Source organism: Pseudomonas furukawaii (assembly GCF_002355475.1).
Lineage (GTDB): Bacteria > Pseudomonadota > Gammaproteobacteria > Pseudomonadales > Pseudomonadaceae > Metapseudomonas > Metapseudomonas furukawaii.
Genome location: NZ_AP014862.1, coordinates 5316794 through 5339656 on the forward strand (window position 1 = coordinate 5316794; position 22863 = coordinate 5339656).

21 protein-coding genes are annotated in these 22863 nt (G+C 63.2%); 5 read left to right on the forward strand and 16 right to left on the reverse strand.

Annotated features, from left to right (window positions below; translation table 11 throughout):
* Positions 1–46 precede the first annotated feature (46 nt).
* From glmM to rlmE, 4 genes are all read right to left on the reverse strand, one after another.
* The gene (gene glmM / locus KF707C_RS24750) at positions 47–1387 is read right to left on the reverse strand and encodes a phosphoglucosamine mutase (protein WP_003457297.1); all 1341 of its coding nucleotides are present in this window, start codon (positions 1385–1387) and stop codon (positions 47–49) included.
* 18 nt (positions 1388–1405) lie between these two features.
* Entirely contained in the window at positions 1406–2257 is an 852-nt protein-coding gene (gene folP, locus KF707C_RS24755; RefSeq protein ID WP_036994472.1) for a dihydropteroate synthase, read from the reverse strand.
* Between the two features lie 9 nt (positions 2258–2266).
* Positions 2267–4177: an ATP-dependent zinc metalloprotease FtsH gene (gene ftsH, locus KF707C_RS24760; RefSeq protein ID WP_003457301.1), complete on the reverse strand. Its 1911-nt coding sequence runs from the start codon at positions 4175–4177 to the stop codon at positions 2267–2269.
* 198 nt (positions 4178–4375) lie between these two features.
* Positions 4376–4999 carry a 23S rRNA (uridine(2552)-2'-O)-methyltransferase RlmE gene (rlmE, locus tag KF707C_RS24765; protein WP_003457303.1) on the reverse strand — a complete coding sequence of 208 codons (624 nt, stop codon included), beginning with the start codon at positions 4997–4999 and terminating at the stop codon, positions 4376–4378.
* Between the two features lie 76 nt (positions 5000–5075).
* On the opposite strand from rlmE, the gene KF707C_RS24770 reads away from it, so the two are divergent.
* The gene (locus KF707C_RS24770; RefSeq protein WP_003457305.1) at positions 5076–5390 is read left to right on the forward strand and encodes a YhbY family RNA-binding protein; all 315 of its coding nucleotides are present in this window, start codon (positions 5076–5078) and stop codon (positions 5388–5390) included.
* A 22-nt stretch (positions 5391–5412) separates the two neighbouring features.
* Here the strand turns inward: KF707C_RS24770 and KF707C_RS24775 are convergent, their stop codons facing one another.
* From KF707C_RS24775 to grpE, 8 genes are all read right to left on the reverse strand, one after another.
* Positions 5413–5859 carry a hypothetical protein gene (locus tag KF707C_RS24775; RefSeq protein ID WP_036994477.1) on the reverse strand — a complete coding sequence of 149 codons (447 nt, stop codon included), beginning with the start codon at positions 5857–5859 and terminating at the stop codon, positions 5413–5415.
* Positions 5837–6313: a transcription elongation factor GreA gene (greA, locus tag KF707C_RS24780; protein ID WP_003457309.1), complete on the reverse strand. Its 477-nt coding sequence runs from the start codon at positions 6311–6313 to the stop codon at positions 5837–5839. Before greA ends, KF707C_RS24775 begins: the two co-directional genes overlap by 23 nt.
* Positions 6310–9531, reverse strand: a complete 3222-nt coding sequence (gene carB / locus KF707C_RS24785) for a carbamoyl-phosphate synthase large subunit (protein WP_003457311.1) — start codon at positions 9529–9531, stop codon at positions 6310–6312. Before carB ends, greA begins: the two co-directional genes overlap by 4 nt.
* 40 nt (positions 9532–9571) lie before the next feature.
* The gene (gene carA / locus KF707C_RS24790; RefSeq protein WP_003457313.1) at positions 9572–10708 is read right to left on the reverse strand and encodes a glutamine-hydrolyzing carbamoyl-phosphate synthase small subunit; all 1137 of its coding nucleotides are present in this window, start codon (positions 10706–10708) and stop codon (positions 9572–9574) included.
* Between the two features lie 197 nt (positions 10709–10905).
* Positions 10906–11712 (reverse strand): 4-hydroxy-tetrahydrodipicolinate reductase, encoded by an 807-nt coding sequence (gene dapB / locus KF707C_RS24795; protein WP_003457315.1) that lies wholly within the window; start codon positions 11710–11712, stop codon positions 10906–10908.
* A gap of 80 nt (positions 11713–11792) precedes the next feature.
* Complete coding sequence (dnaJ, locus tag KF707C_RS24800; protein WP_036994478.1) at positions 11793–12920, reverse strand: molecular chaperone DnaJ; 1128 nt, start codon at positions 12918–12920, stop codon at positions 11793–11795.
* A 123-nt stretch (positions 12921–13043) separates the two neighbouring features.
* Entirely contained in the window at positions 13044–14960 is a 1917-nt protein-coding gene (gene dnaK / locus KF707C_RS24805) for a molecular chaperone DnaK (protein ID WP_003457317.1), read from the reverse strand.
* A gap of 100 nt (positions 14961–15060) precedes the next feature.
* On the reverse strand, positions 15061–15630 hold the full coding sequence (gene grpE / locus KF707C_RS24810) for a nucleotide exchange factor GrpE (protein ID WP_003457318.1): 570 nt from the start codon (positions 15628–15630) through the stop codon (positions 15061–15063).
* 155 nt (positions 15631–15785) lie between these two features.
* On the opposite strand from grpE, the gene recN reads away from it, so the two are divergent.
* Positions 15786–17459 carry a DNA repair protein RecN gene (recN, locus tag KF707C_RS24815; RefSeq protein WP_003457319.1) on the forward strand — a complete coding sequence of 558 codons (1674 nt, stop codon included), beginning with the start codon at positions 15786–15788 and terminating at the stop codon, positions 17457–17459.
* A gap of 55 nt (positions 17460–17514) precedes the next feature.
* Here recN and fur read toward each other — a convergent pair whose 3' ends face one another.
* Entirely contained in the window at positions 17515–17919 is a 405-nt protein-coding gene (gene fur / locus KF707C_RS24820) for a ferric iron uptake transcriptional regulator (RefSeq protein ID WP_003457320.1), read from the reverse strand.
* Between the two features lie 99 nt (positions 17920–18018).
* Here fur and KF707C_RS24825 point away from each other — a divergent pair, with 99 nt between their 5' ends.
* Positions 18019–18546 (forward strand): outer membrane protein assembly factor BamE, encoded by a 528-nt coding sequence (locus KF707C_RS24825; protein ID WP_003457321.1) that lies wholly within the window; start codon positions 18019–18021, stop codon positions 18544–18546.
* Positions 18547–18598: 52 nt separating this feature from the next.
* On the opposite strand, the gene KF707C_RS24830 is transcribed toward KF707C_RS24825, so the two are convergent.
* Positions 18599–18919 (reverse strand): RnfH family protein, encoded by a 321-nt coding sequence (locus KF707C_RS24830; protein ID WP_003457322.1) that lies wholly within the window; start codon positions 18917–18919, stop codon positions 18599–18601.
* Positions 18912–19346, reverse strand: a complete 435-nt coding sequence (locus KF707C_RS24835) for a type II toxin-antitoxin system RatA family toxin (RefSeq protein ID WP_003457324.1) — start codon at positions 19344–19346, stop codon at positions 18912–18914. The genes KF707C_RS24830 and KF707C_RS24835 overlap by 8 nt, the downstream gene beginning before the upstream one ends.
* Positions 19347–19500: 154 nt before the next feature.
* On the opposite strand from KF707C_RS24835, the gene smpB reads away from it, so the two are divergent.
* Positions 19501–19980, forward strand: a complete 480-nt coding sequence (gene smpB, locus KF707C_RS24840) for an SsrA-binding protein SmpB (protein ID WP_003457325.1) — start codon at positions 19501–19503, stop codon at positions 19978–19980.
* 50 nt (positions 19981–20030) lie between these two features.
* Here the strand turns inward: smpB and KF707C_RS24845 are convergent, their stop codons facing one another.
* Positions 20031–20798, reverse strand: coding sequence for an FCD domain-containing protein (locus KF707C_RS24845; RefSeq protein WP_003457327.1), 768 nt, complete (start codon positions 20796–20798; stop codon positions 20031–20033).
* Between the two features lie 326 nt (positions 20799–21124).
* Between KF707C_RS24845 and KF707C_RS24850 the strand changes: the two genes are divergently transcribed.
* On the forward strand, positions 21125–22810 hold the full coding sequence (locus KF707C_RS24850) for a lactate permease LctP family transporter (RefSeq protein ID WP_003457328.1): 1686 nt from the start codon (positions 21125–21127) through the stop codon (positions 22808–22810).
* Positions 22811–22863 lie beyond the last annotated feature (53 nt).

The window sequence follows — 22863 nt, forward strand, 5'->3', positions numbered from 1 at the left end:
AGTGGGCGCAGATGTTACCCAAGGAATTTCCAACAAGCAAGAGAAATCAAGCACATACCTCGTTGACGACTTTCGCGAGTTCTTCGGCATAGCCACGAACCATCATTTCATCGTCACCTTCTACCATCACACGAACCAGCGGCTCCGTGCCGGACTTGCGCAGCAGAACCCGCCCACGACCCGCCATCTGCTCGGTGACTCGAGCGGACGCCTCGGTGACCGCAGGGTGATTGACCGGATCCACGTCGCCGCCGGAATAACGGACATTGATCAGCACCTGGGGACACTTGCGCATGCCCTGGCGCGCCTCGGCGAGAGACTGGCCGCCGCGCTGGAGCGCCATCAGCACCTGGAGCGCCGAGACGATGGCGTCACCCGTAGTGGTGTAATGGCTGCACACGATGTGACCGGAATTCTCACCCCCCAGGGTCCAGCCATTGGCCTGCAACTCGCTCATCACGTAGCGGTCGCCGACCTTGGCGCGAACAAAGGGAATGCTCAACTCCTGGAGCGCGAGCTCAAGACCCAGATTGCTCATCAGCGTACCCACGACACCACCGTTCAGGCGGCCGCGTGTGTGAAGGTCACGGGCAATCAGATAGATGAGCTCGTCGCCATCCACAACAGCCCCAGTGTGATCCACCATCAGCACGCGATCGCCATCGCCATCGAAGGCGATGCCGAGATCCGCCTGCTGTTCCACCACCGCCGCCTGCAGGCTGGCCATGTGAGTGGAGCCGCAATCCTCGTTGATATTCAGGCCATTGGGTTGCGCCGCCATTACACTGACCTGGGCTCCCAGCTCGCGAAAGACGCTGGGCGCCACCTTGTAGGTCGCGCCATGGGCGCAATCGACCACCACCTTGAGCCCAGCAAAGTCGGTGCTGATAGGCGTAGTGCTCTTGCAGAATTCGATGTAACGCCCCGCAGCGTCATTGATCCGCGAAACCTTGCCCAACTGGGCGGAGTCCACGACGGTCATGGGCTGATCCAGCAGCTCCTCGATCATCAGCTCCACTTCATCGGAGAGCTTGGTGCCCTTGCCGGAGAAAAACTTGATGCCGTTGTCGTGGTGAGGGTTGTGGGAGGCACTGATCACGATACCGGCATCGGCGAGAAAGGTGCGCGTCAGGTAGGCGATGGCAGGCGTGGGCATGGGGCCCAGTAGCAGCACATCAGCGCCTGCAGCCAGCAAGCCGGCCTCCAGGGCCGACTCGAACATGTAGCCGGAAATCCGGGTGTCCTTGCCGATCAGGATGCGGCACTTGCCCTGCTTGCGGAATGCCATGCCCGCAGCCCAGCCCAATTTGAGCATGAAATCCGGTGTGATCGGGAACTGGCCGACATGTCCGCGAATGCCATCGGTGCCAAAGTACTTTCTGCTCATGGGGTGCTCCGTGTTTTCTTATTCCGCTGCCTGCACAGCGGTGATCATGCGTACTGCGTCGACGGTTTCCGCGACATCGTGAACGCGCAGGATGCAGGCGCCCTTGGCAACCGCGAGCGCGGCCAGGGCGAGACTGCCGGACAGCCGCTGATGGACGTCCCGTCCCAGCGTCTGGCCAATCATGCTTTTTCGGGAGACGCCCACCAGCAAGGGACGTCCCAAACCGTGAAGCGCTTCCATGTGTTTGAACAGGCTGAGATTGTGGGTCAGGGTCTTGGCGAAGCCGAACCCGGGGTCCAGCACGAGCCGCTCGGCCGGAATGCCCGCCGCAAGACAAGCCTGCATGCGCACCGCCAGGAACTCGCCTACCTCCCGCGTCACGTCATCGTAGCGAGGATCCTGCTGCATGGTGCCCGGCTCGCCCAGCATGTGCATCAGGCACACCGCGAGACCAGTATCGGCAGCGGCATCCAATGCGCCGTCCCGACGCAACGCCCGCACATCATTGATCATGCCCGCGCCAAGGCGGGCACCCTCGCGCATGACGGCGGGCGTGGAGGTATCCAGGGATATCACCACATCCAGCTCGCGGGCGATGGCTTCGACCACGGGCGCAACCCGCTCCAGTTCCTCGGTCGGGGATACCACTCGAGCGCCGGGGCGAGTGGACTCGCCCCCCACATCGATGAGGGTTGCGCCGGCCTCGACCATTTCAGCCGCATGCCGCAGGGCTGAGTCACGGCCACTGAAGCGACCGCCGTCGGAAAAGGAATCCGGAGTGACATTGAGAATGCCCATCACCTGAGGCTGGGCCAAATCAAGAACCCGGTTGCCACAAGGCAACCGGGTCGGGTACTGCATCGAACTCATCTACGAACCTTAGTGTTCGCCGGCTGGCCCACCAATGGGGGTCTCGGGACGCTTGGTCTCTTCCCTCGGAGCAGGGGTGCCAGTACCGGAACCGCCCTCCCAGTCCTTGGGTTCACGGACGGTACGACCCGCCATGATGTCGTCGATCTGGTCGGAGTCGATGGTCTCGTACTTCATCAGCGCATCAGCCATCTGGTCGAGCTTGTCACGGTGCTCTTCCAGCAGGCGTTTCGCGGTGGTGTAGCTCTCGTCGATGATGCGACGAACTTCCTGGTCGATTAGCTTGGCGGTCTCGCCGGACACGTTGGCGTGCTGGGAACCTGCACTGCGCCCCAGGAAAACCTCACCCTCCTCCTCCGCGTACATCAGCGGACCGAGCTTCTCCGACAACCCCCACTTGGTCACCATGTTACGGGCGATCTGGGTGGCGCGCATGATGTCATTGGAGGCCCCCGTGGTGACGCCATCGAAGCCCAGAGTCATTTCCTCGGCGATCCGGCCACCGAACAGCGAGCAGATCTGGCTGACCAGGGCGCGCTTGGACAGACTGTAGCGATCCTCCTCGGGCAGGAACATGGTCACACCGAGCGCACGACCACGAGGAATGATGGACACCTTGTAGACAGGGTCGTGCTCAGGCACCAGGCGACCGACGATGGCATGACCTGCCTCGTGGTAGGCCGTGTTGAGCTTCTCCTTCTCGGACATGACCATGGTCTTGCGCTCGGCGCCCATCATGATCTTGTCCTTGGCCAGCTCGAACTCCTTCATCTCCACCAGGCGCTTATTCACGCGAGCGGCGAAGAGGGACGCTTCGTTGACCAGGTTCGCCAGGTCCGCACCGGAGAAACCCGGAGTACCGCGGGCGATCACAGCCGGATCGACGTCATCGCCGATCGGGACCTTGCGCATGTGCACCTTGAGGATCTGCTCGCGACCACGGATGTCCGGCAGCCCCACGACAACCTGGCGGTCGAAGCGACCTGGACGCAGCAACGCGGGGTCCAGCACGTCCGGGCGGTTGGTGGCGGCGATCACGATGATGCCGTCATTCATCTCGAAGCCGTCCATCTCTACCAGCAACTGGTTGAGGGTCTGCTCACGCTCGTCATGGCCACCGCCCAGGCCTGCGCCACGATGGCGGCCGACGGCGTCGATCTCGTCGATGAAGATGATGCACGGAGCATGCTTCTTGGCCTGATCGAACATGTCGCGGACGCGGGACGCACCCACACCGACGAACATTTCGACGAAGTCGGAACCGGAGATCGTGAAGAACGGAACCTTGGCCTCACCGGCGATAGCCTTGGCCAGCAGCGTCTTGCCGGTACCGGGCGGACCGACCATCAGCACGCCGCGGGGGATCCGGCCGCCCAGGCGCTGGAACTTGCCCGGGTCACGCAGGAACTCCACCAGCTCGCCCACCTCTTCCTTGGCCTCGTCGCAGCCGGCGACGTCAGCCAGGGTAGTCTTCACCTGGTCCTCGGACAGCAGGCGTGCCTTGCTCTTGCCAAAGCTCATCGGGCCGCCACGGCCACCGCCGCCGCCCTGCATCTGGCGCATGAAGAACATGAAGACCGCGATGATCACGAGGATCGGGAAGCTGGCGACGAGCAACTGGGTCCAGATGCTCTGCTGCTCGGGCTGCTTGCCCTCGATGATCACGTTGTTATCGATCAGGTCACCAATCAGGCCACCGTCCTGAATGGCCGGACGAATGGTCTTGAAAGACTCGCCATCGCTGCGCTTGCCGGTGATGACGAAGCCGTCGACGGTGACGCGCTCGACCTTGCCTTCTTTGACCTGCTCGATGAATTCCGAGTAGTTAAGGGTCTGCGGTTCGCTAGGGCTGGAGAAGTTGTTCATCACCGTGACAAGCACAGCGGCGATGATCAGCCACAGGATCAGATTTTTTGCCATGTCGTTCAATTAGCTACCCTCTGGAACGGGCCCCTATCCTGGAGCGCACCCCGCATGACGGCTGGTGATTAACCGGCCTAACTTACTACACAACCCCTGCCCCTGGCAGGCGCCGTCTGTAACCCTTTATGAGACCCTGCGGCCTCCCTGCACCATCGGCACGGCCTCGGCGACCCACTGGTCAGGCCTTCACGCAGTCTATTCCCCGCGAAAGCCTCGCGCGAGCAGGTATTGCTCGCGAGAACGGTCGCGCGACGAAAGCGGCTTACGCATCTGCACTTTGTCGAACATCTCCCGCACTTGCTTGTGGTAGACGTCGAAACCTTCGCCCTGGAATATCTTGATCAGAAAATCGCCACCCGGCCGCAGGACACGGCTGGCCAGATCAAGCGCCAGCTCACACAGGTACATGGCACGCGGCTGGTCGGCCGCCCTCACCCCACTCATATTGGGGGCCATATCCGAAATCACAAGGTCTACCGGATGGTCACCGATCGCCTCGAGGATTCGCGAGAAGACCTCATCCTCGGTGAAGTCGCCCTGGATGAAGGTCACATCGGGGATGCTGTCCATTTCCAGGATGTCGGAGGCGATGAGTCGCCCGCGGTCACCAATCACCCGACTGGTGACCTGAGACCAGCCACCAGGCGCGGCACCAAGGTCGACCACGGTCATGCCGGGCCGCAGGATGCGGTCCTTTTCCTGGATTTCCAGCAGTTTGTAGCTGGCGCGGGAGCGGTAACCGTCCTTTTGCGCCATTTTGACGTATGGATCGTCGAAGTGTTCTTTCAGCCAACGCTGGCTAGTCTTGGAACGGGCCACGGGATACCTCGTGTTCGGCTGTGCGCCCCGGAATCACTCGGGTAAACTAGCAGCCTTTTTTCGCAGGGGTCTGATTATGGCGCTCTCACAGGAGCACAAGAAGCAATACAAATCTATCGGCCATCACTTGAAACCGGTATTGACGGTGGCCGAGAACGGTTTGACCGAGGGCGTGCTGGCCGAACTGGAGCGCGCGCTGAACGATCACGAACTGATCAAGGTGCAATTCCGCATCATGGAGCGCGAAGATCGCCGCGCCCTGATCGACGAGCTTTGCACCGCGGGCAACTGCGAGCTCGTCCAGGTCATCGGCAAGATGGCTCTGGTCTATCGCCGCAATCCCAAGCCGAACCGCAACCTGTCCAACATCAGCCGCTTCAGCGGCCTCTGAGCCCATTGCCAGGGGCGCGCACTCAGCGCGCCCGGCTCTCCAGCCGCCGCAACGGCAGAGGCTGGATCACCAGCAGCAGACCGCAGAAGGCCAGCAGCAAATAGCTGAAATTCTGCCAGTACAACGCTTCCGGCATCCAGAAACGCATCAACAGGAACAGTGCCGCCAAGGCCAGCACAGCGGCGAGCAGTTGCGCACGCGCATCACGCCACAAGCGCGCGAGCCCCGCATGCTGTATCAGCAACAGGGCCTGGAGCAAGGCGCAGAATCCAGCGAACACTACCAACAGCGGCCGCAATGTGGCGGCTACCTCATCCACCAGCAACGGCGCCAGACCGATTCGTTCCAGCGCCGGAAGCATGACGAAGTGCAACAACCAGAGGCCGCCGACCCAAAGGGTCTGGGCCAGTTGCCAGGCAATGGCACCGGCCCGTGACAATGAAGACTCAGACGTGGCGGACTTCGACAATCTCGTACTCGACGATGCCACTCGGGGTCCTGACGGTCACCACATCCCCTTCTTCCTTGCCCACCAGGGCGCGGGCGATGGGAGAACTGACCGACAGCTTGCCCTGTTTGATGTCCGCTTCGTCTTCACCGACGATCTGGTAAGTCACGGCTTCGTCGGTTTCCACGTTGGCGATATCCACCGTGGTACCGAAAATCACCTTGCCAGTGTGGGGGATGGTGGTCACATCGATGACCACCGAGTTCTGCAGGCGACCTTCGATATCGCGGATACGCGCCTCGACCATGCCCTGCTGCTCGCGCGCGGCATGGTATTCGGCGTTCTCCTTGAGGTCGCCCAGTTCACGTGCTTCGCCGATGGCCTGGCTCAGCTGCGGACGCATCACCTTGGTCAGATGGGCCAGTTCCTCTTCCAGGGCGCGAGCGCCCTGGACGGTCATGGGGTACTTGTTCATGCCTTGATTCCTGCATGGAGATCCTGCAGACGGCGCACGGTCTTCTCGGGACCGAACTTGAGCGCTTCACAGACCGCCTGCCCCGCCGCGATGGTGGTGGTGCAGTAGATCTTGTGCTGCAGGGCGTTGCGACGAATCGAGTAGGAGTCAGCAATGGACTGACGCCCCTCGGTGGTGTTGATGATGAGGGTGACCTCATCGTTCTTGATCATATCGACCACGTGTGGACGACCTTCGGTGACCTTGTTCACACGACGCACTGGCAGGCCAGCCGCCTCGATGACCTTGGCCGTACCGGCGGTGGCGACGACCTCGAAGCCCAGGGACACCAGGTCACGGGCGACTTCGACGGCCTGGGCCTTGTCGTCCTCGCGCACGCTGATGAAGGCGGTACCGGAGTTCGGCAGGATCTCGCTGGCCCCCAGCTGGGCCTTGGAGAAGGCCTCGCCAAAGGTATCGCCGACGCCCATCACCTCACCGGTGGACTTCATTTCCGGGCCGAGGATCGGGTCGACGCCCGGGAACTTGGCGAAGGGGAACACCGCTTCCTTGACACTGAAGAAGGGCGGAATGATTTCCTGGGTGAAGCCGACTTCGGCCAGGGTCTTGCCCGCCATGACGCGAGCGGCCACCTTGGCCAGGGAGTCGCCGATGCACTTGGAGACGAAGGGCACGGTGCGGGACGCGCGTGGGTTCACCTCGATGACGTAGATGTCCTCGCCCTGAACGGCCATCTGCACGTTCATCAGGCCGACCACGCCGAGTTCGAGGGCCATCTTTTTCACCTGCTCGCGGATCTCGTCCTGGATGTGGGCAGGGAGGGAGTACGGCGGCAGCGAGCAGGCGGAGTCACCGGAGTGAACGCCGGCCTGTTCGATGTGCTGCATGATGGCGCCGATCACCACGGTTTCGCCGTCGCACACCGCATCCACGTCCACCTCGATGGCGCAGTTGAGGAAGCGATCCAGCAGCACCGGGCTGTCGTTGGACACCTTCACCGCTTCGCGCATGTAGCGCTTGAGCTCTTCTTCCTGATAGACGATTTCCATCGCGCGGCCACCCAGCACGTAGGACGGACGCACCACCATCGGGTAGCCGATGCCCTTGGACAACGCCAGGGCTTCGTCTTCGCTGCGAGCGGTGGCGTTGGCGGGCTGGCGCAGGTTCAGGCGCTGCACCATCTGCTGGAAGCGTTCGCGGTCTTCGGCGCGGTCGATGGCGTCCGGGCTGGTACCGATGATGGGCACACCGGCCTCTTCCAGGGCGCGACAGAGCTTCAGCGGGGTCTGGCCGCCGTACTGCACGATGACACCCTTGGGCTGCTCGACGCGGACGATTTCCAGCACGTCTTCCAGGGTCACCGGCTCGAAGTACAGGCGATCGGAGGTGTCGTAGTCGGTGGAGACGGTTTCCGGGTTGCAGTTGACCATGATGGTCTCGTAGCCATCTTCACGCATCGCCAGCGCCGCATGTACGCAGCAGTAGTCGAACTCGATGCCCTGGCCGATACGGTTGGGACCGCCGCCCAGGATCATGATCTTGTCGCGACCGGAGGGATTGGCCTCGCACTCTTCCTCGTAGGTGGAATACATGTAGGCAGTGTCGGTGGCGAACTCGGCGGCGCAGGTGTCCACGCGCTTGTAGACCGGCAGCACCTTCAGCTTGTGGCGATGGCTGCGCAGGTTCTTCTCGGTCACACCGAGCAGCTTGGCGAGGCGCGCGTCGGAAAAGCCCTTGCGCTTGAGCTTGCGCATCAGGTCGGCATCGATACCGGACAGGCCGAGGGTCTTGATACGCTCCTCATCCTTCACCAGGTCCTCGATCTGCACCAGGAACCACTCGTCGATGCGGGTGAGCTCGAAGACTTGCTCGACCGTCTTGCCGGCACGGAAGGCGTCAGCCACGTACCAGATACGCTCTGCGCCCGGCACGGTCAGTTCGCGACGGAGAATGCTCTCGGCCTCCGGGTCGGCCAGATCGAGCTTGGGATCGAAACCGGCGACGCCGACTTCCAGGCCACGCAGCGCTTTCTGCACGGACTCCTGGAAGGTGCGGCCGATGGCCATGACCTCACCCACGGACTTCATCTGGGTGGTCAGGCGGGCGTCGGCCTTGGGGAACTTCTCGAAGGCGAAGCGCGGAACCTTGGTCACCACGTAGTCGATGGCCGGCTCGAAGGAGGCCGGGGTACGACCACCGGTGATGTCGTTCTGCAGTTCATCCAGGGTGTATCCGACAGCCAGCTTGGCGGCGATCTTGGCGATCGGGAAGCCGGTGGCCTTGGAGGCCAGCGCCGAGGAACGCGACACCCGCGGGTTCATCTCGATCACGACCATGCGACCGGTGTTCGGGCAAATGCCGAACTGGACGTTGGAACCACCGGTTTCCACGCCGATCTCGCGCAGCACCGCCAGGGAGGCGTTGCGCATGATCTGGTATTCCTTGTCGGTCAGGGTCTGGGCCGGGGCCACGGTGATGGAGTCACCGGTGTGGACGCCCATGGGATCAAAGTTCTCGATGGCGCAGACGATGATGCAGTTGTCCTTCTTGTCGCGGACCACCTCCATCTCGTATTCCTTCCAACCGATCAGGGATTCGTCGATCAGCAGCTCGTTGGTCGGCGACAGGTCCAGGCCACGGGCGCAGATTTCCTCGAACTCTTCACGGTTGTAAGCGATGCCACCACCCGTGCCGCCCATGGTGAAGGACGGACGGATGATGCAAGGGAAGCCCACCATCTCGAGGACGCCGTAGGCTTCTTCCATGCTGTGGGCGATGCCCGAGCGCGGGCAGGCCAGGCCGATGTCCTTCATCGCCTTGTCGAAGCGCGAGCGGTCCTCGGCCTTGTCGATGGTGTCGGCGTTGGCACCGATCATCTCGACGCCGAACTTCTCCAGAACGCCATGACGCTCCAGGTCCAGGGCGCAGTTCAGCGCGGTCTGGCCACCCATGGTGGGCAGGAGGGCGTCGGGACGCTCCTTTTCGATGATCTTGGCCACGGTGGCCCACTTGATCGGCTCGATGTAGGTGGCGTCGGCCATAGCCGGGTCGGTCATGATGGTGGCCGGGTTGGAGTTCACCAGGATGACGCGGAAGCCTTCTTCCTTGAGGGCCTTGCAGGCCTGGGCGCCGGAATAGTCGAACTCGCAGGCCTGGCCGATCACGATGGGACCGGCACCGAGGATCAGGATGCTTTTGATGTCTGTACGTTTAGGCATGTTTACTCACTCGAATCCGTAGGTCAGTCGTCAGGCGTGCTTAGCGGCGCTTGGCCATGGCTTCGATGAAGCGGTCGAACAGCGGGGCGACGTCATGCGGACCGGGGCTCGCCTCGGGGTGGCCCTGGAAGCTGAAAGCTACCTTGTCGGTGCGTTCGATGCCTTGCAGGGTGCCGTCGAACAGCGACTTGTGGGTGGCACGCAGGTTGGCCGGCAGGGAGCTCTCGTCCACGGCGAAACCGTGGTTCTGGCTGGTGATCATCACCACGCCAGTGTCGAGGTCCTGGACCGGGTGGTTGGCGCCATGGTGGCCATGGCCCATCTTCACGGTCCTGGCGCCAGAGGCCAGGGCCAGCAGCTGGTGACCGAGGCAGATGCCGAACACCGGGATCTCGGTTTCCAGGATTTCCTTGATCGCGGCGATGGCGTAGTCGCAGGGCTCGGGGTCACCCGGGCCGTTGGAAAGGAACACGCCGTCCGGGTTCAGGGCCAGCACGTCCTTGGCCGGAGTCTTCGCCGGCACCACCGTCAGACGGCAGCCACGGGCCACCAGCATGCGCAGGATGTTGAGCTTCACGCCGTAGTCGTAGGCCACCACGTGGTAGGGCAGCTCGCTGGCGGCGATTTCCGGATGGCTGTCGCTTTCCAGGTTCCAGACGCTGGAGCGCCACTCGTAGGCTTCAGCACTGGTCACTTCCTTGGCCAGGTCCATGCCCTTCAGTCCCGGGAAGCTGCGAGCCAGTTCCAGGGCCTTCTCTTCGGTGGCGTCGGCACCCGCGAGGATGCAGCCGTTCTGGGAGCCCTTCTCACGCAGGATACGAGTCAGGCGACGGGTATCGATGCCGGCGATGGCGACGGTACCGTGCTCCTTCAAGTACTCCGGCAGGGGCTGCTTGTTGCGCCAGTTACTGGACAACAGCGGCAGGTCGCGAATGATCAGGCCGGCGGCCCAGACGCGATTGGACTCGGCGTCTTCCGGCGTGGTGCCGGTGTTGCCGATGTGCGGGTAAGTCAGGGTAACGATTTGCTGGGCGTAGGACGGATCAGTAAGGATTTCCTGATAGCCGGTCATGGCAGTGTTGAACACTACCTCGCCGATGGTATGGCCATCGGCACCAATGGCTTCGCCGCGAAAAATGCTGCCGTCGGCAAGCGCGAGTATGGCTGGCTTAGTCAAGAAGACCTCCCGTAGATCTAAGGCTGAAGCAAACGCAGGTTGTAAAAAAGCGGGATGACGTTGTCGTCACCCCGCTTTTTTATCTGAGCCATCTGCGTAACTTTTAGTGGACACACTAAAGCTGCAGTTTATAGGAATGCGTCATTTCGGTCCACCAGAAAGACATCCCGATTTGGTCTGACGCGACGGATGATCGCTCAGCGCAGACCCAGCACATCCTGCATGTCGTAGAGCGCCGCATCCTGGCCCTCCAGCCAGAGCGCGGCACGCACGGCACCACGAGCGAACGTCATGCGACTGGACGCCTTGTGGGTGATTTCCACGCGCTCTCCGTCGGCGGCGAACAACACGGTGTGGTCACCCACCACGTCACCGGCTCGCACAGTGGCAAAACCGATGGTCTCGCGCTCGCGGGCGCCGGTCTGGCCTTCGCGACCGTAGACCGCCACCTTCTCCAGATCGCGCCCCAGAGCACTGGCCACGACTTCCCCCATACGCAGGGCGGTACCGGACGGCGCATCCACCTTGTGACGGTGGTGAGCTTCGATGATCTCGATGTCCACCTCGTCACCCAATACGCGCGCCGCGGTATCGAGCAGCTTCAGGCAGAGGTTCACCCCGACGCTGAAGTTGGCGGCGAAGACAATGGGGATCTGCTTGGCCGCCTGGGCCAGAAGAGCCTTCTCTTCGGCGGTGAAGCCGGTGGTACCAATGACCATGGCCTTGCCCGCCTGACGGCAGACCTCCAGGTTCTTAAGGGTCACCGAGGGATGCGTGAAGTCGATCAGTACGTCGAACTCGTCGGTCACCTTGGCCAGATCACCCGACAACGGCACGCCGATACGACCCAGGCCCGCCAACTCGCCAGCATCAGCCCCGACCAGGGTACTGTCAGGACGATCGATGGCCGCGGTGAGGCCGGCGCTGCCGCCAGTCTGCTGCACCACCTCGATCAAGGTCTTGCCCATGCGCCCGGCGGCGCCCATCACTGCAATACGTCGCATAAAGTTAGCTCCACGCTAGCCGCTTCAAGCCGCACGCACCGCCCATGGAAGCCCGTGGCGCGCAACTTGGAGCCACTGTGTCAAAGATCGCCGAAGAAGCGCTTCATACCCTCGAACCAGCTGCTGGCCTTGGGCGAATGCGAACCATCGTTCTGCAGCGTCTTGCGGAATTCCTCCAGCAATTCGCGCTGGCGCTTGTCCAGGTTGACCGGCGTCTCCACCACCACCCGGCACATCAGATCACCCGCCCCACCACCGCGCACCGGTGCCACGCCCTTGCCCCGTAGGCGGAAGAGCTTGCCGGTCTGGGTGGCCTCCGGAATCTTCAGCTTCACGCGCCCATCCAGGGTCGGCACTTCCAGCTCACCGCCCAGGGCGGCGTCCGCGAAGCTGATGGGCACTTCGCAATAGAGGTGCTTGCCATCGCGCTGGAAGATGGGGTGCTCGCGGACATTGACCACCACGTAAAGGTCGCCCGCCGGGCCACCCAGCGCACCAGCCTCGCCCTCACCCGACAGGCGGATGCGATCGCCGGTATCCACCCCGGCCGGCACCTTCACCGACAGGGTCTTGTGCTCTTCCACGCGCCCCTGGCCGTGGCAGCTGCCGCAAGGGTCGCTGATCATCTTGCCGGAGCCATGGCAGCGGGGGCAGGTCTGCTGCACGGAGAAGAAGCCCTGCTGCATCCGCACCTGGCCGATACCGCCACAGGTGGTGCAGGTGACCGGACTGGTGCCTTTCTTGGCCCCCGAACCATCACAGGTCTTGCAGTTGACCAGGGTCGGCACGCGAATGGTCACCGTAGTGCCACGCACCGCCTCCTCCAGGTCCAGCTCCAGCGTGTAGCGCAGGTCGCTGCCACGCTGCGGACCACCGCGCTGACCACCACGCTGGCCTCCGAAGAAGTCACTGAACACGTCGCCGAAGATGTCGGAGAAGCTGGCCCCACCGAAGCCGGCACCCGCGCCACCGCCCATCTGCGGATCGACGCCGGCATGGCCGTACTGGTCGTAGGCAGCACGCTTGCTGGCATCGGACAGCACTTCGTAGGCCTCGTTGGCCTCCTTGAATTTCTCTTCAGCAGCCTTGTCGTCCGGATTGCGGTCCGGGTGGTACTTCATGGCCAGCCGGCGATAGGCCTTCTTCAGGTCCGCTTCACTGGCGCCACGCTCGACACCGAGGATTTCGTAAAAGTCACGTTTAGCCATAGTTTCCTGCACTCTCGAATTCATCAGCCCCAGACACGCCAACGCGGGAGCAGGCTCCCGCGCGGCGGATCAGGCGTGCCGGGCGATCAGCCCTGCACGCTGGAGCGGAAGCAAGCGTGACACTTACTTGTTTTCCTTGACCTCTTCGAACTCGGCGTCGACGGCATCGTCACCAGCCTTGTCCGCGGAAGCGCCCTGCGGCTGCTCACCGCCGGCCTGGGCCTGTTCGGCATACATTTTCTGCGCCAGCGGAGTGGACGCCTGGGACAGGGCGTTCATCTTGGCTTCGATGTCGGCCTTGTCATCCCCCTTCAGCGCTGCCTCCAGATCGCCCAGCGCCTTCTCGATGGAGGCCTTGTCCTCGGCGGTAGCCTTGTCGCCCGCCTCGGTGATCATCTTGCGGGTGGCATGGACCAGCGCGTCGCCCTGGTTACGGGCAGCGGCCAGCTCCTCGAACTTGCGGTCTTCCTCGGCGTTGGCCTCGGCATCACGCACCATCTGCTGGATTTCTTCCTCGGACAGGCCGGAGTTGGCCTTGATCACGATGGACTGCTGCTTGCCGGTGGCCTTGTCCTTGGCGGACACGTGGAGGATGCCGTTGGCGTCGATGTCGAAGGTCACCTCGATCTGCGGAACGCCACGGGGCGCCGGCGGAATCTCGGCCAGGTCGAACTTGCCCAGGGACTTGTTCTGGGCCGCCTGCTTGCGCTCACCCTGCAGCACGTGAATGGTCACGGCGGACTGGTTGTCATCGGCCGTGGAGAACACCTGCGACTTCTTGGTCGGGATGGTGGTGTTCTTCTCGATCAGCGCGGTCATCACGCCACCGAGGGTCTCGATACCCAGGGTCAGCGGGCTGACGTCGAGCAGCAGCACATCCTTCACGTCACCTGCCAGTACGGCGCCCTGGATGGCGGCACCGATGGCCACGGCTTCGTCCGGGTTCACGTCCTTGCGCGCTTCCTTGCCGAAGAAATCGGCGACCTGCTTCTGCACCAGCGGCATGCGGGTCTGGCCACCGACGAGGATCACCTCGTGGATGTCGCCCACGTCCAGGCCGGCGTCCTTCAGGGCGATGCGGCAGGGCTCGATGGTGCGAGCGACCAGGTCTTCCACCAGGGCTTCCAGCTTGGCGCGGGAAATCTTCACGTTCAGGTGCTTGGGACCGGTCTGGTCTGCGGTGATGTACGGCAGGTTGACGTCGGTCTGCTGGCTGGAGGAGAGCTCGATCTTGGCCTTCTCGGCGGCCTCCTTCAGGCGCTGCATGGCCAGGGGGTCGCCCTTCAGATCCATGCCGGACTCTTTCTTGAACTCGTCGACGAGGTAGTCGATCAGGCGGATATCGAAGTCCTCACCACCCAGGAAAGTGTCACCGTTGGTGGCCAGCACTTCGAACTGGTGCTCGCCGTCCACTTCGGCGATCTCGATCACCGACACGTCGAAGGTACCGCCACCCAGGTCGTAGACGATCACGGTGTGATCGCCCTTGGCCTTGTCCATGCCATAGGCCAGCGCAGCCGCAGTGGGCTCGTTGATGATGCGCTTGACGTCAAGGCCGGCGATACGGCCGGCGTCCTTGGTAGCCTGGCGCTGGCTGTCGTTGAAGTAGGCCGGAACGGTGATCACCGCCTCGGTCACGGGCTCGCCGAGGTAGTCTTCGGCGGTCTTCTTCATCTTCTTCAGCACTTCCGCGGAAATCTGCGGCGGCGCCATCTTCTGGCCCTTCACCTCGACCCAGGCGTCACCGTTGTCGGCCTTGGCGATCTTGTAGGGAACCATCTTGATGTCTTTCTGCACGACGTCTTCTTCGAAGCGACGACCGATCAGGCGCTTCACGGCGTACAGGGTGTTGTGCGGGTTGGTGACCGCCTGACGCTTGGCGGACTGGCCAACCAGGGTCTCGCCGTCATTGGTGTAGGCGATGATGGACGGCGTGGTGCGAGCGCCTTCGGCGTTCTCGATCACCTTGACGCTGCCGTTCTCCAGGATGGCCACGCAGGAGTTGGTGGTCCCCAGGTCAATACCGATGATTTTGCCCATATTTGATCTCCCGAAACTTTGGATTCTCCGCAGCCCCGACTCGAGGGCTGCGGCAGCACATAAACGCTTGAACTAACAGATGGGGCCCCGAGGGCGAATTTCAAGCCTGCTCGTCGATCGACGGCGGCGTAGCGCTCGGCGCCTTGCTGACCACCACCATGGCGGGGCGCAGCAGGCGGCCATTGAGCAGGTAGCCCTTCTGGAACACCTTGAGCACGCTGCCCGGCTCCACATGGGTGCTCTCTTCCATGGCCATGGCCTGATGGTGTTCCGGATTGAATGGCGTGCCGTGGGGGTCCACCGCTTCCACCTGGAAACGCTTCAGGGTGTCGTGGAACAGCTTGAGGGTCAGTTCCATGCCCTCGCGCACCGGCTTGATGGCCTCGTCGGTAGCGCTGGTCATTTCCAGGCCACGCTCCAGGCTGTCGACCACCGGCAGCAGATCATTGGCGAACCTTTCCAGGGCGAACTTGTGCGCCTTCTCCACATCCTGCTCGGCGCGGCGGCGAATGTTCTGCAGCTCGGCCACAGCGCGCAGCGACTGATCCTGGGCCGCGGCCAGCTGCTCTTCCAGCACCTGGACGCGAGCGGCGAGGTCGTCACCGGAAGCGGTTTCGGCTGCGGAATTCGCGTCGGGGGTCTGGGTATCCAGGGTCTGTTCGTCGGCCATGCCTTCCTCCTCATAAAAGACAGCTGCGGGAAAGACCCGCTGATCTGTCCGCCTATATGGGGTCGCAATTTGTCGCTTCAAGGGGGAGAGGCAATTGTCAGCCAGAAAACAAACACTGTATAAATAGCCAGCCATCTCAGCGCGGGAGTCGCACCATGCTGGTCCACCTGTCGATCCACAACTACGCCATCGTCGAGCACCTTGACCTGGAGCTCGAAGCCGGCATGAGCGTGATCACCGGCGAAACCGGTGCCGGCAAATCCATCATGCTCGATGCCCTGGGCCTGGCCCTGGGCGACCGCGCCGACAGCGGCGCAGTCAGGCCCGGCGCCGACAAGGCCGATATCCTCGCCAGCTTCGATGTCAGCGGCATCGCCGAGGCCCGCGACTGGCTCGACGAACGCGACCTGGAACAGGACGGCCCCTGCATCCTGCGCCGGGTCATCACGGCCGAAGGCCGCTCCCGCGCCTACATCAACGGCACGCCCTGCCCCCTCGGCGACCTCAAGAGCCTGGGCGAATTGCTGATCGACATCCACAGCCAGCATGAGCACCAGTCCCTGCTCAAGACCGACACCCATCGCCGCCTGCTGGACGAGTTCGCCGGCGCCAGTGAGCTCGCTCGCCAGGTCCAACTGGCGGCGCAGCGCTGGCGACAGACACGCCAGGAGCTGGAGCGGATATCCCGCTCCGGAGATGAACAACGCGCCCGCCACCAACTGCTCAGCTACCAGCTCGAAGAACTGGAGAACCTGGCCCTGGGCGAGAATGAACTGGAGCGACTGGAGCAGGAGCACAAGAACCTGACCAACGCCGGTAGCCTGCTGGGCGCCTGCCGCCAGGTGATCGACATGTGCAGCGAGAGCGATGCCGGCAATGTACTGAGTGCGCTCACCGCCAGCCTCAACCGCCTGACCGCCTTCCACACCCAGCCTGGCGCCCTGGCGGAAGCGGTCAACCTGCTTTCGAGCGCGCAGATCCAGGTCGAGGAGGCCGTCGGCGAACTGAACCGCTTCATCGATCATTTCGATGCCGACCCCGCGCGCCAGCAGGCCCTGGAGGAGCGACTCGACGCCATCTACACCCTCGCCCGCAAGCACCGGGTCCAGCCCAATGACCTTGGTGAGTTGCAGCAACGGCTGCTGGAAGAACTGGAAGCCCTGAACGCCGACGACGAAGCCGCCGAGCGCCTGGGCGACGAGCTGGCCGCCTACGAGCGTCACTACCGGGAAAAGGCCGAAGAACTCAGCCTCCTGCGCAATGACGCCGCCGCACGACTGGCCGGGGCGGTGGAGACCGAGATGCAGCGCCTGGGCATGCCCGGCGGCCGCTTCAGCATCCAGCTCAGCCGCAGTGAGGCCTGCGAGCCCCAGCACTTCGGCCTGGAACAGGTGGAGTTCCTCGTCAGCGCCAACCCGGGGCAACCCCTCAAGACCCTGGCACGTGTCGCTTCCGGCGGCGAACTGTCGCGCATCAGCCTGGCCATCCAGGTGATCACCGCCCAGACCTCGCGCGTTCCGACGCTGGTCTTCGACGAAGTGGATGTCGGCATCGGCGGCCCCACCGCCGAAGTGGTCGGGCAATTGCTACGCCGCCTGGGCGAACGCGGCCAGGTGCTCACCGTCACCCACCTTCCCCAGGTCGCCGCGCAGGGCCACCATCATCTCTTCGTGCACAAGCAACGCGGCAGCCAGGAAACCCGCACCGCTGTCGCCAAGCTGCAGGAGTCGGCGCGCGTGGAGGAAATCGCCCGGATGCTGGGAGGCGTCGACCTTACCGAGGAGTCCCTCGCCCACGCGCGAAAAATGGTCACCAGCGCCCAGGGCTGACCCCGGAAACGAAGAAGGCGACCCAAGGGTCGCCTTCCTGCATCATGCGTCGCGCTTATTTCTTCTTGCGGACGTAGAGCACCAGATTGTGATCGACGAGCTCGAAACCACGCTCCTTTACGATCTCCTTCTGGCGACGCTCGATCTCCGGATCGAAGAACTCGATGACCTCGCCGGTGTCCACGCACACCATGTGGTCATGGTGGCCGCTGTCAGCCAGTTCGAATACCGCATGACCGCCATCGAAGTTGTGACGGACCACCAGGCCCGCGGCTTCGAACTGGGTCAGCACCCGGTAGACGGTGGCAAGGCCAACGTCTTCGCCCGCCTCCATCAGGGCCTTGTAGACGTCCTCCGCGCTCATGTGGCGCTGCTCGGTGGAGTCGAGCATCTGGAGGATCTTGACTCGAGGCAAGGTCACCTTGAGGCCGGCTTTACGCAGTTCGTTGTTTTCAACCATGGTCAGCTTTCTCGTGGAATGCGGCTTTCGCAGCTTCCCTTAATGCAGGTATGATCGGGACTTTTCGTGCCCAGCCAAGATAGTGGAAGTCTCCCACCGATGCAAAACACCAAGCTCCTGCTGACCAGCCTATCCTTCGCAGGCTTGCTCGCACTCGCCGGTTGTTCGTTTCCCGGGGTCTACAAGATCGATATCCAGCAGGGCAACGTCGTAACGCAGGACATGATAGACCAGTTGAAGCCCGGAATGACCCGGCGCCAAGTGCGGTTTATCATGGGCAATCCGCTGATTACCGACACCTTCCACGCCAATCGCTGGGACTATCTCTACAGCATCCAGCCGGGCGGTGGTCAGCGCCTGCAGGAGCGTGTCAGCCTGATGTTCGACGGCAACGATCAACTGATCGGCCTGGCCGGTGACTTCATGCCGGGCGTGAGCCGCGACGAAGCCATCCTGGGTACCGACAGCACCACCACCGAGGTGAAACCGGATCAGCCGCAACAGCAGCAGAAGGCCGAAGAGCCTCCGGCACCGGGCTCGCTGCTGGAAAAGATCCAGAAGGAAGTGGACAGCGCCGAACCGGTACCGGTACCGATCCCGGAACCGCTAGACACCTCGCCGCAGTAACAGGTGGCGACAAAAAGCCCGGGCTGGTCCCGGGCTTTTTCATGGGTGCGAATCAGGCATCCGGCTCGCCAGCCCTGGCCTGTGCCGCCTTGGCCGCGCGCTGCTTGCGCACCTCCTTGGGATCGGCGACCAGGGGGCGGTAGATCTCGATCCGATCCCCCCGCTCCAGCACCCGCTCCTCGGGCTTGGGCAGCGCCTTGCCGAAGATCCCCAGCGGGCAGGTTGCCAGGTCGAGCCCGGGGAACTGTGCCCCCAACCCGGACTGCAATACCGCCTCGCGAGCGCTGCATCCCTCTTGCACCTCCATACGCAGCAATACCTGACGCTCCGGCAAGGCGTAGACCACTTCGACCTGGATCAGCGCCTCAGCCATGGAGTTGTTTCGCCCGCTGGCAGAAAGCATCCACCAAGGTGTTGGCGGCCTGATTGAACAGCGGTCCAAGGGTGGCCTTGATGATCGGGCCGGCATAGTCGAAGCGCAGGTCCAGGCTGATCTTGCAGGCCTTATCTCCCAGCGCCTTGAAGTGCCAGACCCCATGCAGCTGGGTGAAGGGCCCCTCCTCGAGGTTCATTTCGATGCTCTGGCCCGCCGTCAGCCTGTTCCGCGTCACAAACCGCTGACTCATGCTCCCCTTGGCCACTTCAAGACTGGCGAGCATATGGCTTTCGCTCTGCTCCATCACAGTCGCCGCGGAGCACCAGGGCAGGAACTCAGGGTAACGCGCCACGTCGTTGACCAAGTCGTAGAGCGCCTGCGCAGGGAACGGCAACAGGGCGGAGCGCTGGATATGGGTGGTCATTCTGGCCTCGAACGGTGTTCCACGCCGCGCCAGGCGAAGACGCACCGGGGCGGACTGGTCGAAAAAAGTGCAGCATTGTCGAGGATAAGCCTCCATGGCTCAAGCCTACGCCGCCGTAGCCGCGCCGACTGCGACTCCCTATAATGCGCCGCCTATGGCTAAGCAAAAGAAACATCCACAAGGCACCATCGCCCTCAACAAGAAGGCGCTGCACGACTACTCCATCGAACAGAAGTTCGAGGCTGGCCTCGCCCTGGCCGGCTGGGAAGTGAAGAGCCTGCGCGCTGGCAAGGCACAGCTGGTGGACAGCTACGTGCTGCTCAAGGACGGCGAAGCCTGGCTGCTCGGCAGCCACATCACCCCCCTGAAAACCGCGAGCACCCACGTGATCGCCGACCCGGTTCGCACCCGCAAGCTACTGCTGCACAAGCGCGAGCTGGGCAAGCTGTTCGGTGCGGTGCAACAGAAGGGCTACGCCTGCGTGGCGCTCTCGCTCTACTGGAAGAAGCACCTGATCAAGTGCGAGATCGCGCTGGCCAAGGGCAAGAAGGAATTCGACAAGCGCGCCACGGAGAAGGAGCGGGACTCCGACCGCGAGATCGCCCGCGCCATGCGCACCAAGGGCAAGGAATAAGCGCCTCGGGCACTGCGCCCGGGCAAGACCCTCTGCGACGCCCTCTCCCGTCAGCTACCCTGGCGCCGCTGCGCGCGCGCCAGGCGCTGAGCTTCCAGCTGCCCTTCCGCAAGCACCTCCTGCACATACTGGATGTGCTGGTGGGAGATCTCCCGGGCTTCTTCGGCGCGCCGCTGGACTATCGCCTCATACAGTGCGCGGTGCTGCCGCACCAGCATTTCCCGGGTCTCGCTGCGCTGCAGGTACATTCCGCCGATATTGGTCACCACGTTGTGCTTGAGCAGGTCGAACAGCCCGCGGATGGTATGCAGCAGCACCGCGTTATGGCTGGCTTCAGCGATGGCCAGGTGAAAACGGGCATCCGCCGCCCCTTCATCCGCGCGGCTCGCGGTGCTGTCCGGCGCATAGCAGGCCTGAAGGTTCTCGTACGCCTCGGTCAGGCGCTGATGATCCACCGGGGTCGCCCTCTGGGCCGCATAGAAGGCGCAGGAGCCTTCCAGCGTGTGGCGAAACTCCAGCAGGTCACGCTGGGCATCCGGATTGCCCTCCAGCAGTTGCAGGAGCGGATCGCTGAAAGTGCTGCCCAGCTCCGCCGCTACGTAGGTGCCGCCGCCCTGGCGACTGACCAGCAGGCCGCGCGCCACCAGTTTCTGGATCGCCTCTCGCAGTGACGGGCGCGACACGCCGAACTGCTCGGCCAGGGCGCGCTCGGCCGGCAACCGCTCACCCGCTTTCAAGGTGCCCTCGAGAATCATCGCCTCCAGCTGGCTGACGATGTCGTCCGACAAACGGCGCTGACGTACCTGACCGAATCCCATTGCTTCACCCACTTGGTTGCGAGCCGCCGCGCGGCCTTCTGTTCCGGTGCCTGCGGCGCGTGACGGCGCAGCCTAGCGACACCACTCCCCCCTTACAAGCTCCAGCCCCGCCCCCTAGACCCCGACCAAAGTCTGAGCGCGGCAAATTGACACAAGAATAGTGCTGCTTTTACTCTTGGCGCTCGCTCTTGTAAATTGGTCTTACCAATTTACCCGGCGAATGCAGCGCCGACTCGGTCTTCGCCTGCCGTCCTGCCACAAACTCGGCGGTTCCAGTTCGATCCGGCTAACAGGCACTCAAAAAACAATTAGGGAGCCACCCCACGATGCAAACCTGGCAGCAGCTCTACACCCCCCTTGGCAGCCTCTGGCTGTCGGCGCTCGTCGCACTGATCCCGATCATTTTCTTCTTCCTGGCCCTGGCGGTGTTCCGCATGAAGGGCTACATCGCCGGCACCATCACCCTGGCGCTGTCCCTCGCGGTCGCCATATTCGCCTTCCAGATGCCAGTGGACATGGCTTTCGCCGCCGCGGGTTATGGTTTCGCCTACGGTCTCTGGCCCATCGCCTGGATCATCGTCGCGGCGGTGTTCCTCTACAAACTGACGGTCAAGAGCGGCCAGTTCGAAGTGATCCGCAGCTCCGTGCTGTCCATCACCGACGACCAGCGCCTGCAGGTGCTGCTGATCGGCTTCTCCTTCGGCGCGTTCCTGGAAGGCGCGGCCGGCTTCGGCGCCCCGGTGGCCATCACCGCCGCCCTGCTGGTGGGCCTTGGCTTCAACCCGCTGTACGCCGCCGGCCTCTGCCTGATCGCGAACACCGCGCCGGTGGCCTTCGGCGCCCTGGGCATCCCGATCATCGTCGCGGGCCAGGTGACCGGCATTGACGCGTTCAAGATCGGTGCCATGACCGGCCGCCAACTGCCCCTCCTGTCCATCATCGTGCCCTTCTGGCTGGTCGCCATGATGGACGGCTGGCGCGGCGTAAAGGAAACCTGGCCGGCCGCCCTGGTAGCAGGCGCCAGCTTCGCCGTCACCCAGTACTTCACCTCCAACTTCATTGGCCCGGAACTGCCCGACATCACCTCCGCCCTTGTGAGCCTGGTGTCCCTGACCCTGTTCCTCAAGGTCTGGCAGCCCAAACGCGCCGAGAGCGCCGAAGTCGTCGGCATATCCGGCGGCGCGGCCGTGATGGGGGGCTTCGGCGGTGCACGCAGCACCACCCCGTCGCCCTACGGCTTCGGCGAGATCCTCAAGGCCTGGTCGCCTTTCCTGGTGCTGACCGTCCTGGTGACCATCTGGACCCTGAAACCGTTCAAGGCCCTGTTCGCCCCGGGCGGCGCGCTGGAGCAGTTCGTCATCCTGTTCGCCATCCCGCACCTCGACCAACTGGTGGTGAAAGGCGCCCCCATCGTCGCCACGGCCACTGCGATTCCGGCGGTCTATAAGCTGGACCCAATCTCCGCTACCGGCACCGCGATCTTCCTCTCCGCGCTGCTCTCCATGGTCATCCTGAAGATCAATGTTAGAAATGGTCTGACCACTCTAGGTGAAACCTTCGTCGAGCTGAAGTGGCCGATCCTCTCCATCGGCATGGTGCTGGCCTTCGCCTTCGTCACCAACTTCTCCGGCATGTCCACCACCCTGGCCCTGGTGCTCGCCGGCACCGGCGCAGCCTTCCCGTTCTTCTCGCCGTTCCTTGGCTGGCTGGGGGTCTTCCTGACCGGTTCTGACACCTCGTCCAACGCCCTGTTCGGCTCGCTGCAGGCCACCACCGCCCACCAGATCGGCGTGAACGACACCCTCCTGGTAGCGGCCAATACCAGCGGCGGCGTGACCGGCAAGATGATTTCTCCGCAGTCCATCGCCGTGGCTTGCGCGGCCACCGGCATGGTAGGGAAGGAATCGGACCTGTTCCGCTTCACCCTGAAGCACAGCCTGATCTTCGCCGCCATGGTAGGCCTGATCACCCTGGCCCAGGCCTATATATTCACCGGCATGCTGGTGCATTGACGGCCCCCCGGACCGCGTGAGAACGCGGTCCGACCCTCTTTCACTGCCCTGAC